Consider the following 13,634-nt stretch of genomic DNA (forward strand, 5'->3'; position numbering starts at 1 on the left):
TTTTAGTGGATACCGACGCCAACAAGGCGATCGATCAAGCCGTGATCACTCTTCAGTGTTTCGGGCGTGCCGGTCCAGCTGGCGCGGCCGCGCTCCATCACCATGACGCTGTTCGCGAAATCGAGCGCACGTTCGATCTGCTGTTCCACCAGAATAATGGTCATCTCACCGGTGGCGGCGAGTTGCACCAGCATGGCCATCAACTCGTCGCAAATCACAGGCGCCAGACCTTCAAGCGGCTCGTCAAGCAGCAGGATTTTCGGCTTGCCAAGCAGCGTGCGGGCCATGGAGAGCATCTGCTGCTCGCCGCCGGAGAGCTGCTTGCCGAAATTGCCGCGTCGCTCGCGCAAGCGCGGAAACATCGCATAGGCCTCGTCCAAGGCGGACGGAGGCCGACCCTTGAGGCCGGCACGCAGGTTCTCTTCGACCGTCAGCGAGGTGAAGATATCGCGCGTCTGCGGCACGTAGCCGATGCCGAGTTCGGCACGCGCCGAGGTTCGCCGGCCGGCGATATCCTGATCGCCCAGCCTGATTTCGCCACCGTGACGCGTCGTCAGCCCCATCAAGGTTGCCAGCAGTGTCGTCTTGCCCATGCCATTGCGGCCGAGCACAGCAAGGCGATCGCCCGCACCGACATTCAAGGAGATGTCTTCAATGATGCGCGTGGGCCCATAGCCGGCGCGCAGATTGCGGATCTCAAGCGCTGTGGCGGGCATCGGCATAACTCCCGAGATAGGCACGGCGCACTTCATGATCGGCGGTCACATCCGCCGGCGATCCCTCGAAGATCAACCGTCCAGCGGCCAGCACCAGCACGCGCTTGGCGAATTTGAACACAAGATCCATATCGTGCTCGATCATCAGCACGGCGATATCGGCCGGCAAGCGATTGATGGCATCGAGAATTTTCGGCGCTTCGTCATGGGGCACGCCGGCTGCAGGCTCGTCGAGCAGCAGCACCTTGGGGTGCAAGGCGAGGCCGATGGCGAGCTCGATCAGGCGTTGCTGGCCATAAGCGAGTTCGACCACCTTGCGATAAGCGAGACGATCGAGACCGAGATGCGCGAGAATCTCGCTCCATTCGGCTTTCACCTCGGGCAGTTCTGTGGAGCTGGTGAAAAAACGGCGGGTGATGCGTTTCCGCTGCATGATCGCCAGCGCAACATTGTCGGCAACGGTGAGATTGGCAAACAGCCGCGTGGTCTGGAACGTGCGCACCAGACCGCGACGGACTCGCTCGGGAATGCTGAGCCCGGTGATATCATCTCCGGTCATGAAGAACTGGCCTTCGCTCGGTGCGATATCGCCTGTGATCAGATTCACCAGCGTCGTCTTCCCGGCGCCGTTGGGGCCGATCAGCGCCACGCGATCGCCGGCTGCGAGCTTGAAATTCACGTCGCGGGTGACGTGCAGGCCACCGAATGACCGGGAGACGCCACGGGCTTCGAGGAGATCGGTCATGCCGCCTCTCCCCTGCGCGCGAACTTCACCCAGAGCGACATCACCGGCGCGATCAAGCCACGCGGCGCGAACACCACAATGAGAATGAGCAACAGGCCTACAAGGGTCATCCAGTGAAACGGATTGGCCGCAGCGACGATATGCTCGAAGATCATGAAGATGACCGTGCCGGCAAGCGCCCCCCAGAGATGCCCGGCGCCACCGAGCACCAGCATGACAAGCACTTCGGCCGAGCGTTCGAAGCTGACACTGTCGAGGCCGACCACGCCGGTGCTCATGGCCGTCAGCGCGCCGCCAAGGCCTGCGACGGCGCCTGAAATACCGAACATCAGCACCAGCCGCGGATAGATCGAAACGCCGATCATCTTGGCGCGGAGATCGTCGTCCTTGATGCCGCGGCACATCAGGCCGAATGGCGAATTCACCAGCCGCTGCAGCAGCACGAAGGTGATGACCAGAACACCGAGCGAAAACAGGAAGGCGGTGCGGCTATACATATCGAAGCCGAATATGCCGAACACCTTGCCGGGCGTGACACCCGACAATCCATCGCTGCCGCCGGTCAACCATTGCAGCTTGTTGGCGAGGCCCGCCACGAGCTGGCCGACCGCAATCGACAGCACCAGTTGCGGCAGCGCCCGGAACCGGGTGATCAGCGCACCCGAAATCAGGCCCATCATCGCGCCCGCCACCATACCGATGAGCAGCAGCGCGACCGGATCGGTGATGCCACGGACGCAGCAGATGCCGACGGCATAGGCGGCAACGCCGAACTGCGCCGCATGGCCGAGGGTCGCAACACCGCAATAGCCGGTGACGAGATCGAGCGAGAGCACCAGGAAGGCAATTCCGATCAGGCGGGTGAGAAATGCGAGATCGTCCGGAAACATGAAATACCCGAGCGCGCCGATCGCAAGAATTGCCAGCGCGCTGGCGAACTCACGCGCAAATGGGACAGCGCGCTTCGTGGCTACCTGCGGAAAAGCGAGATCGCTCATGCGTGCGCCTTTCCGAACAGGCCATGGGGGAACAGGAACACGATGACGATAACCGCAAGATAGAAGAAGAACTCGCCAAATTCCGGCGCCAGATATTTGCCGGTCGTATCGGCAAGGCCGAGCAGCATGGACGCCGAGAGCGCGCCGAAAATGGAGCCGGCGCCGCCGACCGAGACCACCACAAGGAACGTCACCATATAGCGCAGCGCATAGAATGGCTCGATCGGAAGGATCTCAGCGCCCACCACACCGCCGAACGCACCGAGGCCGATCGCCAGCGCGAAGGTCGCCGCATAGATGATCTCGGTGCGGATGCCGAGCGCATCGGCCATGCCGCTGTGATCGACCGAGGCGCGCAGCTTGATGCCGAATTCGGTTTTCTCCACCAGCCACCACAGTGACAGCGCAGTGACGACCCCGCAGGCGACGACGAACAGACGATGGGTCGGGATCGACCGGAAGCCGATATCGAGCGGCCCATTGAGCAGCGGTGGCAGCGGGATGGGCTTCAGCGTGGGACCGAACACGAAATTGACGATGCCGATGATGAAGAAGGTGATGCCAATGGTCATCAACACCTGGATCAGCGGATCGGCATTGCGATAGATCCGGCGATAGAGCAGCAGTTCGAACGGGATCGATACGATGATGGCACCGACCACCGCGATCAGGATTGCCACGCCGTAATGCACGCCGAGATCGCGCAGCGCATAGGAGGCCAGATAGCCGCCGATCATGGCGAAAGCGCCGTGGGCGAGATTCACGACACGCATCAGGCCCATCATGATGGACAGGCCGATGGAGATGATGAACAGCACCATGCCATAGGCCAGGGCATCGGACAGGATGCTGAAGATGATGCTCATGCCGTTTCCCTTGCCGAACCCGTAAGCGCGTCCGGCACTTGCTGCGCCAGAGCGTCATGGACGATCTGGCCGCGCACGATCGTGAGCAGAACCTGCATGCCCTTGAGTGCCGGCCCATCGGCCACGAAAGGATCGCGGTCGAGCGCGATGAGATCGGCAGCCATTCCCGGCATCAGCGTGCCACGCCAGCTCTCCTGCTTCATCGCGATCGCACCGCCGACCGTATAACTGTGAATGGCTTCGCGAATATCGATCGTCTCCGCAGGCCCGATCGCCGGGCCGCTGTCAGACGCCCGATTGACCGCATCCGCAATGCCATCCCATGGCGACCACGATCCGGTTGGCGCATCCGAGCTTGCAATATAGGTCACGCCGGCATCGATCACCGAACGTCCGGGATAGCAGCGCTCCGCGCGCGGACCGAAGGCGCCGGCGATCGAGCGGCGCATGCGGGTCAGAAAACTGGGCTGCGTAACGACCAGCGCCCCCAGCACCTTCATGCGTTCGAGGCCGCCCTTGGGCGGCACGAAATAATGCTCGATTCGATGCCGCGCATCGTCGCGCGACGATGCCGCCTGCGCCATCTCATAAGCTTCGATGATACATTCGATGCCGCGATCCCCGGTGCAATGCACGGCGACCTGCCAGCCGGCGGCATGCGCGTCAACGATCACGCGCTGCAGCTCGGCCTCGTCGCGCATGAACATGCCGCGCGAGGGTGTATCGAAAAAGTCTTCGCTCACGGCCGATGTCCGCGCACCGACAATGCCATCAGCGAAATATTTCAACGTCATCGATTGCCAGTCGGCATCCCGCATCGGCGTCAGACCGCGCTCGGCTGCTTCGACCGGATCGAGCTGGTTCATGAAGCCAAGCCGCATCGGCGATGCGCCACCCTGCTTCAGTTCGTTCCAGATGGCGTATTCGTCGTCGAAGCCCACCGTAAATCCGACAGCCGCTTCGACCGCGGCAACCAATCCCATCGTCGTGCTCTCAGCGATACTGGCGCGCAGTGCGGCGACCAGATCGGCGCGATCAAGCGGCGGCACCGCGCGAAAAATCTGCTCGGCGGCACTTTCCAGCGCGCCGCCATCGAGGCGCCCCGCAGCATCGCGGCCGAAACTGCCGCCCTCGGGATCGCTGACGGAATCGTCGATCCCAAGCAGCCGCAGCGCCGCACTGTTGACCACGGCGACATGGCCGCAGAAGCGGCGAATGAGAACGGGGTGATGGGGAATGACCGTATCGATCTCTGCGCGTGTCGGCAGGCGACGCTCGGTCAGGCCGTTCTCATCGAGGCCGGCAGCATAGACCCATTTGCCCGATGCAATGGCGCCCGCTCGCGCGACGATCAGATCCAGCACCGCAGCGATCGTCGTCGCATCGCGCGGCGTGACCGGCACCTGCAGCCGCGCATGGGCAATGGCGAACAAATGGATATGAGCGTCTGTCAGGCCGGGAATAACCGTGCGGCCACCGAGATCGATGACGTCGTCGGCTGTCAACGCGTCAAGGCTGGTGCCCAGCGCAGCGACCTTGCCATCGCGAAGCAGGACGCACTCCGCAGGCGTGGTGTCCCACGCCGAACGATAAATTCGACCATTGGTGAGAAGAAGGGAGCGTGTGGACGGATTCATCGACAATCATTTCGGGTGTCCCGTTCGCATGCGGCCAATGCCGCACGCGAACGAGAACGACGCGGGGTTTTCTTACTGCTTGCTCAGCGCCCAGTCGGGCTGATCGGCGAAGACCTCACCGGTCTCCTTGTTGATCAGCTTGCCATCGACTTTCTCGACGGTGCGCAGATAAACATTCTGACGAATGTGACGCGTGTCGGGATCGATCGACACCGGACCGCGGGGGCTTGTCCACTTCATGCCCTTCACTGCATCCACCGCCTTGGCCGGATCGCGCTGGCCGTTGGTGGCCTCGATCATCTTGTAGATGACGCGCGCACCGTCATAGGCGGCAATGCCGGTCATACCCACATCGTCCGGACCTGCGCCCGCTTTGGTCATCGCCTCGAGGAACGCCTTGTTTTCCGGCGACTGATGCGACACCGCATAATGATAGGTCGAGAGCACGCCGAGGCTCGATTCACCGATGCTCGGCAGATCGATTTCGGTGACGATGTCGCCCGTCGACATCAGCTTGACGCCGGCGGCCTTCAGGCCGTTATCGATATAGGCCTTGAAGAAGCCGAAGGTCGGCGGGCCGGACGGCAGGAAGCAGAAGATAGTGTCGGCACCGGCCGCCTTGATCCGCTGCATGATCGGGCTGAAATCGGTGGTGTTGAGCGGGATGCGGATCGCTTCGACCACCGCGCCGCCATCGGCCTCGAAAGTCTTCTTGAATGCGGCTTCGGCATCGATGCCCGGACCGTAGTCGCTGACGGCGATCGCCACCTTCTTCGATCCGTTCTTGATCGCGGTCTTCGCGGCCGGCACGGTGTTCTGCCACATGGTGAACGAGGTGCGGACGATATAGGGGCTTTTCTCGACAATGGCCGAGGTCGCGGCGTTCATCACGATGAGCGGCGTCTTCGACTCTTCGAGCAGCGGCGCAACGGCCATCGCGTTCGGCGTGAAATAGATGCCGGCGAGATACTGCACCTTGTCCTTGACTAGCAATTCCTGCGCAAGCGCTTTCGACTTGGCAGGGTTCGGGCCTTCCTCGTCCTTGTAGACGAATTCGACGGTGTGATTGCCGACCTTGTTGCCGTTCTGCGCAACCCAGGCATCAATGCCCATTTTGAAATTCTTGCCGAACAGTGCGTAGGGACCGGAGAAGGTGCCGATCACACCGACCTTGATGACGTCGGCGGAAGCTGCCCCGGTCATCAGGCCGAGAACGGCCAGTGCCAGGATCGATGATGAGCGTTTGGTCATGTCGTTGTCCCCGTTACGAAGTTAAAAAGCTATGCGGCAAACCTGTATTCAATAAACGTGCCGAGTTCCGATATGCGACCGCGGGTGTGCGCTATCGCCACGGCACATCGAGAATCAGAACATCTCGAAATATTCGCGCTGCTCCCAATCAGAGACCTCCGCCTGGAAGCGGTCGATCTCGGCATTCTTGATGTGGGTGTAATAGTCGACCATGGTCGCGCCCATCTTCTCGCGGAAGAACGGATCTTCCTTCAGCGCGAAGGTGGCCTCGCGCAGAGACTTCGGCAGCAAATCGGCGTTGGTCTCATACGGCGTATCGGCGGATGGCCCGGGATCGAGCTTGCGATCGACGCCATCAAGGCCCGAGAGAATCTGCGACGCCATATAGAGATACGGATTTGCCGCGGGCTCACCGACGCGGTTCTCGATGCGCGTGGCCGAGTCGTTCAGGCCGCCCAGGACACGGAGCATCGCACCGCGATTGTCGCGGCCCCAGATCGCGCGGTCCGGCGCCAGCGAATAGGAGCGGTAGCGCTTGTAGCCATTGATGGTCGGCGTGGTGAACACGGTCGCCGCGCGCGCATGCGCCAGCAAGCCGGCGAGATAGCCCTGCCCAAACGGCGACAGCGGCTGCGTACCTTCGGTCGGCATGAACGCGTTAGCGCCGGTGGCGCGCGATACGATCGATTGATGCAGATGCCAGCCTGACGACACGACATTGGGAATCTTCGGCCGGCACATGAAGGTGGCGTGATAGCCGTGGCGATGCGCGATCTGCTTCACGGCGCTGCGGAACAGTACCATGCTATCGGCGGGCGTCAGGCCGACCGTCGGCTGAAAGGTGAATTCGCACTGGCTCGGGCCGTATTCGACCTCCACAGAACGCAGCGGCAGATTGAGCGCCAGCACATCACGCCGGATGATTTCCAGCACCGGCTCCATCTGGTCGTAGCGCTGCTCGGTCAGATAGTTGTAGCCATGCGAGAGCAGGCTCACGTCCGGCGGATTACCAGGTTGGCCCGCATCCTCCGGCTTCATCCTCTCGTTCTCGACGCGGAAGATATGAAACTCGACTTCGAGGCCGGCGATGAAATCGTAGCCGCGCGTTTCCAGCTCGCCGAGCACCTTCTTGAACAGGTTGCGCGTGGCGAACGGCACCGGACGGCCATCGGCGAAATGCACGTCGCACAGGACCCAGCCGGTTTCCGGCGCCCATGGCAGCACGCGGAATGTGGAGGGATCAGGGATCATCAGGACGTCAGCGGCGCCCTGCATTTCCGGGATGCCAAACCCACCGCCCGCGGTGAACACCGGAAACACCGTCTTGTGCGACGTATCCTTGGCAAACATCGTCGTGGTGATGGAGCAGCCGCTTTCGAGGCAGCGCAGTGCCTCGCTCGCGATCAGCGTCTTGCCGCGCAGGATGCCGTGCTGGTCGGGGAACGAGAGCCGGATCACCTCCAGCTTCTGCTCCTCGACAATGGCGCGAAGCCGCTTCGCTGCGTCCTTCTGCTCTGCGGACCACAAACCGTGACGTTCAACGAAGCTCAACGCACTCTCCCGCGAATTTCTGGAAACTTACTCTGCCGCCGGCAGATGAACGACATTCGAGCCGGGCTCGGTCTGATCGAGCGGCACCTTCGCCATCCATGGCGCGCCGCGGCGACGGGCAACATCGACCTCCATCCAGTAGGTTTCCCAGCCCTTGCTCGGCCCGATGCCGTCCATGGTGCCGGGGCCCTGGATACTCCGCGCGCTGTCCGCATCGAGGAACAGCAACGGCTTCTGGCCGCCGGCGACTTTCTCGATCTCGGCGCGCAACAGCTTGCGATAGGCGATGATGGCCTTGTCGCTCTGGCCGAGATGCTCGCGGGTGCGATCCTGGATCTTGCCCATGGATTCCACGGCCCACTGGTCGTGCACGTTGATATCCGCACCCATGCCCGTATAGGTCTCGTGCTTCTGCTCGTGCGGATCGAAGCCATAATCGTTGCGCTTGTTCTTGCGCGAGGTGTAGTTCGGCAGCTCGTAGAGTTCGAGCCGCTGGTCCGTCATCTTCTTCTTGTCCACCGGCTTGGTGTAGCTGGTGAAGATTGCATACCAGTAGCAATTCTCGTCATCGACCGGCACATGCCACTGGGTGATCGTCATTTCCGCGCTCATGGGAATGACAAAACCATGCGGGAACAGCTGGTTGGTGACGCGCACATGGGTGCGCTCCTCGTCCAGCTCGCGCAGCGCGATCAGGCGCAGGCCGTATTCGGTGGATTCCACATTGATGATCGGGCGATCATATTCGCGCAGGATCTTGGTCATCGGCACTTCCGTGCCGGCCGAGGCGCCACGGAACTGCTTGCCATAGGACGCCTTGACGTCCTCGTCCTCGAAGAAGCGATGCAGGAACGAGGCATGGGCCGGATCGATGCCGACCTCCAGCGCCTGCAGCCAGTTGCATTCGAACAGGCCCTTGAAGGCGAAGGTGTATTGTTCGGGCGCTGCGAAACAATCGATTTCCGGGAAGGCCGGCGGCTCGCCTTCGCCGAGATAGGTCCAGAGGATGCCGCCTTTCTCCATCACAGGATAAGCGCGTTGCTTGATGCCCTGGCACAGGCGCGAATTCTTCGGCTCCGCCGGCGTCTCCAGGCACTTGCCTTCGACGTCGAACAGCCAGCCATGAAACGCGCAACGCACGCCGCCGCCTTCGAGGCGGCCGAAAGCGAGATCGGCGCCACGATGCGGGCAATCGCGATCCAGCAGGCCGTAGCGGCCCTGCTCATCGCGGAAGAGCACAAAATCTTCGCCCAGGAGACGCACCGGGCGGATCGGTCGCTCGCCTTCCAACTCGGCGGTGAGCGCGGCGGGCTGCCAGTACATGCGCATCAGCTTGCCGGCGGGCGCCTTGGGTCCGATTCGAGTGATCAGGTCGTTTTGCTCTTGGCTCATCATGGCAAGATTTCCTTTGTGACTCTGGCGATGCGCCGCTTAACGCTGAAATACAATCTTGCCGCCGACCATCGTCATATCGGCGGTGATGTCCTTGATCTGGTCGTCTGGCACCGTCATGAAGTCGGCGGAGAGCACCACGAGATCAGCAAGCTTGCCAGCCTCCAGCGTCCCCTTCCGCGTTTCCTCGAACATGTAGCGCGATGCCGCGCTGGTATAGAGGCGAAGCGCCTCCTCACGCCCGATTGCTTCGGACGCGCCGTATACCTGGCCGGTGGGGTCCTTCCGTGTCACCATGATATACATCGTGAGAAACGGGTTCAGTGGATTGACCGGAAAGTCGGTGCCGGCACCGAGATTGTCCAGTCCCATTTTCTCGATCAGGGTGCGCGTCGGCACCGCACGATCCGCTGTTGGCCTGCCGAGAAAACGCGCCACCGTGGCCGCCTTGTCCCACATGAAGGCATTCTGGAAATCGATCCGCGCGCCGACGCGGCGCGCTCGCTCCATCTGTTCGGGGCGGATCAGGCTGGCATGGATCAGAATGAAACGGCGATCCTTGATCGACTTTTCTTTGTCGGCGGCTTCGAACGCATCCAGCACCTGATCGACGCCGAGATCGCCGACGACATGAACGCCGACTCGCCAGCCACGAAGATTGGCGATCGACACCAGTTGCTTCAGCCGCTCGGGCGTGACCTGCGCAATACCATGATAATCGTCATGCGAGTCCGGATAGGCGTCGCGCATCATGGCCGTCTTCAGGGTCATGCCGCCATCGTAGAAGATCTTGATGCCGCCGAGCTTCAGCCAATCGTCGCCAAATCCCGAGGTGGCGCCGTTGCCGCTCATGATGGCATCCCAACCGGCGGAATCCGCGGGAGGCTCCGGTCGAAACATCGTTCCGACCCGCACGGTGGCCTCCCCCGCTACAGCGAGCTTCTGCAGGATCTGCGTGTCGCGTGAACTTGTCGCCCCCTCGACGACGCTGGTGATGCCGAGGCGGTTGAGCGCGGCTTCGGCAAGACGATACTGCCGCAACTCTTCTTCTTCGGTGTAGGGCGGCACGATATTCTCGACCAGCGGGATCGCCGTCTCGACCAGCACGCCATTAATGTCGCCGCTGGCGTCCCGCTCAAACGCGCCGCCGGCTGGATCCGGCGTGCTCTTGCCGATGCCCGCCTTCTGCAACGCCAGTGAATTGGCCATCGCAAAGTGACCGACGGTCCGCAGATAGACCGGATTGTTCGGAGAAACGCTGTCCAGCTCTTGCCGGGTCAAATAGCGCTTTTCCGCAAGCTGCGACGGCGGATGCCAGCCGCCGGTCGTGATCCATGCGCCGGGCTGCTTCTTCGCGACGAACGCCCTGATCAGCTCAAGCGCGCCGGCCACGTCCTTGGCGCCGCCGAGATTCACCACGTAGTCGCCGAGGCCAGCCGCCTTGAAGTGAGCGCGGGTGTCGATCAGGCCGGGGACGACCGATTTCCCGGCGAGGTCGATCACCCGCGTCTGCGATCCCGCCAGCAGCTTGATCGCGGCGTCGCTGCCGACCGCGAGGATCTTGCCGTCGCGAATGGCCAGCGCTTGCGCAACGGTCGATTGGCCGTCGAGGGTGAGGATCTTGCCGCCCATCAGGACGACCTGGGGAGCGTTCGGGTCAGACTGCTGTGCCACGGCCGGCAAGGCCGAGACAGCAATGGCAAATGCGCCCGCAAGGATGGATGTCGCAACCAAATGCATTTCGCCACTCCGCCCAAATTGTTCAATAGACGAACGTATGTGCGAATATTATCGTTAGACTAATTCCAAGCAAGCGAAATTTTGCAGCAGCAGGTGCTGTGCGAGTGAGCAACTGCAGCAACTATCGCTTAAAGCATTGGCTTGCGGCTAGCGAACACTTGTTCAATATACGATGCCAGCCAGGAGGTTGTGATGCTGAAGATCTTGAACCTGTTCGCCAATTCAATCGCCGGAATCCGCGCGTGAGCGGCCTTGTCATTGTCGGCGCCTCTTATGCGGGCGTCCAGGCCGGCATCAGCGCACGCGAAAAAGGCTATCAGGGCCCGATCCGCATTGTCGCCGATGAAATCCACCTGCCCTATCAGCGGCCGCCGCTCTCGAAGGCGTTCCTGTCCAGCGACTTCGCCCACAACAGCCTCTTCCTTCGCGGCGACGACTACTTCAAGGGCCAGGGCATCGACATGGTGCTGGGTCATCGTGCCGTCGCACTCGATCGCGCGGCAAGCCGCATCACACTGGAAGGCGGCGACAGCCTGCCCTTTGAGTCTCTCGTCATCGCCACCGGCTCGCGCGCGCGGCGCCTGACGATCCCTGGCCATGAGCGTGACGGTATCGTCTATCTGCGGACGCTCGACGATGCGCTGACGCTGAAGCCGCGCCTGGAAGCCGCGCATGATGTCGTCATCGTCGGCGGCGGTTTCATCGGTCTCGAAGTCGCCTCCACCGCTGCCAAGACCGGCAAGAAAGTGACGCTGATCGAAGCGCAATCGCGGCTGCTGGAGCGCGCGGTGTCGCCGCTGATCTCGCAATTCCTGCTCGACATCCATCGATCCCATGGCGTCGATATCCGCTTCAATGAGTCCGTCGTCGCTATCGAAGGCAGCGATGCCGTGCATGAGGTGGTCACATCGAGCGGTCTTCGCGTGCGCGCCGATCTCATCGTCGCCGGTATCGGAGGCATCGCGAATGATGAGTTGGCTGCGCAGGCCGGCATCGCTTGCGCCAATGGCATCGATGTGGATGAGCATGGTCGCACCTCAGCGCCGAACATCTATGCGGCGGGCGATGTCAGCAATCATCACAACAGTTTTGCCGGCCGCCGCGTGCGTCTCGAAGCCGTGCAGAACGCCACCGATCAGGGCAAGGCTGTGGGCTCCATGATTGCCGGCAAGCCGGAAGCCTATGATGCCGTGCCGCGCTTCTGGTCCGATCAGTATGACGCCAAGCTGCAGATCGTCGGCCTCTCGGCGCCAACCGATACGGCTGTCGTGCGCGGTGATATGACAGAGGGCAAGTTCTCCGTCTTCTATTATCGCGATGGGAAGCTCACCGCCGTGGACAGCATCAACAAACCCGGCGACCAGATGATCGCACGTCGCCTGATCACTGCCTCACTGTCGCCGACGCCGGAACAGGCCGCCGATCTCGCTTTCGACCTCAAGAAATTTGAAGCGGGCACATAGCTCGGGACAGGCGCCATGCCGAAAATCAAGCGCCCCGACGACGAGCGCGGCAATACTGACTTCATCGAAAGTCTTGATCGCGGCTTGCGCGTCTTCGAACTGTTCGGCGCGCAGTCGCGGCCGATGACGCTCAGCGATGTCGCGAAGGCAGCAGACCTGCCGCGGGCCACCGCGCGGCGCATTTTGTTCACGCTTGAACATCGCGGCTATGTGGTGAGCGACGGAAAACTGTTCGCACTGACGCCGCAGGTGCTGGCGCTGGCCGGCTCCTATATGACGTCGAACCAGGTCGTCACGATCCTGCAGCCGGTGCTCGACCAGATCTCGAGCGATGCGCAGGAGATTTCCTCGCTCGCAGTGCTGCAGGGCCATGACGTGATCTTCGTCGCACGGGCGAGCCCGGCGCGGGTGTTTTCCGCCGGCATCGATCTCGGCTATCGCCTGCCCGCTTATTGCTCCTCGGTCGGCCGTGCCATGCTCGGCAAATATACGAATGACGACCTGACGGATGTTCTCGACAACATGACGCTGACCGCGATGACGCCGTTCACGGTGACCGATAAGGAATCGCTCAAGGCTGCCATTATCACCGACCGCGAAAAAGGCTATTCGCTCGTGGACCGCGAAGCCGAGCCGGGTTTCCGCTCGATCTCGGTGCCGGTGCGGCGTTATGATGATGTCATCGTTGCCGCGATCAATATGGGCGCCCATGTGGACCGCGTCTCCACCGGCGAAATGATCGATCGCTTCCTGCCGTTGTTGCGCGACGCCGCAGCAACCGTGAAGCCATTGCTGCTCTGATCAACTAGGGACCGCACCATGCCGCATCTCGTCATCGAATATTCCAGCGACGGCCATGGCGGCCTGCTCGACATCGCCAAACTGATGGAAGCCGTGCACGACACTGCAGCCGACACCGGCGCGATGAAAGCTGCTGATATCAAAGTCCGCGCGACGGCCTATTCCGAATATCTGGTGGCGCGGCAGAAGGACGGTTTCTGCCATGTGTCGGTCTATCTGCTCGAAGGCCGCACCTATGCGCAGAAGATCAATATCAGCGAGTCGCTGCGCGAAACCCTGGCGGGTCTGCTGCCGCACACAAAGAGCCTGAGCGTCGATATCCGCGACATGGATCCGACCGCCTATCGCAAGCGCCTCAAGGATTGAGGCCATCCGATACGTTGCACTGCACCATCATTACCATCTAGACACGCAGCCTCCCATGGTTACCATTTGCTTGAAGCGCCGCCCTCAGATGCGGTGCAAGCAAACGAT

Annotated in this window: 12 protein-coding genes; 3 read left to right on the plus strand and 9 right to left on the minus strand. The window is 61.8% G+C overall.

The features are described 5' to 3' along the window. Window positions 1-2: 2 nt before the first annotated feature. The 9 genes from AC1RQ5_RS25105 to AC1RQ5_RS25145 all read right to left on the minus strand — a co-directional run bounded on the left by AC1RQ5_RS25105 (window position 3) and on the right by AC1RQ5_RS25145 (window position 10,896). Window positions 3-716 carry an ABC transporter ATP-binding protein gene (locus AC1RQ5_RS25105; RefSeq protein ID WP_493202595.1) on the minus strand — a complete coding sequence of 238 codons (714 nt, stop codon included), beginning with the start codon at window positions 714-716 and terminating at the stop codon, window positions 3-5. Then, window positions 697-1,461 carry an ABC transporter ATP-binding protein gene (locus tag AC1RQ5_RS25110; protein WP_493202597.1) on the minus strand — a complete coding sequence of 255 codons (765 nt, stop codon included), beginning with the start codon at window positions 1,459-1,461 and terminating at the stop codon, window positions 697-699. Before AC1RQ5_RS25110 ends, AC1RQ5_RS25105 begins: the two co-directional genes overlap by 20 nt. After that, window positions 1,458-2,459 carry a branched-chain amino acid ABC transporter permease gene (locus tag AC1RQ5_RS25115; protein WP_493202598.1) on the minus strand — a complete coding sequence of 334 codons (1,002 nt, stop codon included), beginning with the start codon at window positions 2,457-2,459 and terminating at the stop codon, window positions 1,458-1,460. Before AC1RQ5_RS25115 ends, AC1RQ5_RS25110 begins: the two co-directional genes overlap by 4 nt. Next, window positions 2,456-3,325, minus strand: a complete 870-nt coding sequence (locus tag AC1RQ5_RS25120) for a branched-chain amino acid ABC transporter permease (RefSeq protein ID WP_493202599.1) — start codon at window positions 3,323-3,325, stop codon at window positions 2,456-2,458. The genes AC1RQ5_RS25115 and AC1RQ5_RS25120 overlap by 4 nt, the downstream gene beginning before the upstream one ends. Then, window positions 3,322-4,962 (minus strand): amidohydrolase, encoded by a 1,641-nt coding sequence (locus tag AC1RQ5_RS25125; RefSeq protein WP_493202600.1) that lies wholly within the window; start codon window positions 4,960-4,962, stop codon window positions 3,322-3,324. The genes AC1RQ5_RS25120 and AC1RQ5_RS25125 overlap by 4 nt, the downstream gene beginning before the upstream one ends. A 72-nt stretch (window positions 4,963-5,034) precedes the next feature. After that, on the minus strand, window positions 5,035-6,213 hold the full coding sequence (locus AC1RQ5_RS25130) for an ABC transporter substrate-binding protein (RefSeq protein WP_493202602.1): 1,179 nt from the start codon (window positions 6,211-6,213) through the stop codon (window positions 5,035-5,037). 114 nt (window positions 6,214-6,327) lie between these two features. Continuing rightward, entirely contained in the window at window positions 6,328-7,764 is a 1,437-nt protein-coding gene (locus AC1RQ5_RS25135; RefSeq protein ID WP_493202604.1) for a glutamine synthetase family protein, read from the minus strand. A 27-nt stretch (window positions 7,765-7,791) separates the two neighbouring features. Then, window positions 7,792-9,159 carry an aromatic ring-hydroxylating dioxygenase subunit alpha gene (locus tag AC1RQ5_RS25140; RefSeq protein ID WP_398479869.1) on the minus strand — a complete coding sequence of 456 codons (1,368 nt, stop codon included), beginning with the start codon at window positions 9,157-9,159 and terminating at the stop codon, window positions 7,792-7,794. Between the two features lie 36 nt (window positions 9,160-9,195). Next, a complete protein-coding gene (locus AC1RQ5_RS25145; RefSeq protein WP_493202606.1) occupies window positions 9,196-10,896 on the minus strand; it encodes an amidohydrolase in 1,701 nt (566 codons plus the stop codon). Window positions 10,897-11,138: 242 nt separating this feature from the next. Between AC1RQ5_RS25145 and AC1RQ5_RS25150 the strand changes: the two genes are divergently transcribed. Genes AC1RQ5_RS25150 through AC1RQ5_RS25160 form a run of 3 tightly spaced genes read left to right on the plus strand, consistent with a single transcriptional unit; the run spans window position 11,139 to window position 13,526 of the window. Then, on the plus strand, window positions 11,139-12,359 hold the full coding sequence (locus tag AC1RQ5_RS25150; protein ID WP_493202608.1) for an NAD(P)/FAD-dependent oxidoreductase: 1,221 nt from the start codon (window positions 11,139-11,141) through the stop codon (window positions 12,357-12,359). A 15-nt stretch (window positions 12,360-12,374) separates the two neighbouring features. After that, entirely contained in the window at window positions 12,375-13,160 is a 786-nt protein-coding gene (locus tag AC1RQ5_RS25155; RefSeq protein WP_493202609.1) for an IclR family transcriptional regulator domain-containing protein, read from the plus strand. Between the two features lie 18 nt (window positions 13,161-13,178). Then, window positions 13,179-13,526, plus strand: coding sequence for a 5-carboxymethyl-2-hydroxymuconate Delta-isomerase (locus tag AC1RQ5_RS25160; protein ID WP_398479861.1), 348 nt, complete (start codon window positions 13,179-13,181; stop codon window positions 13,524-13,526). Window positions 13,527-13,634 lie beyond the last annotated feature (108 nt).

Source organism: Tardiphaga sp. GW821-FHT12E02 (assembly GCF_058807155.1).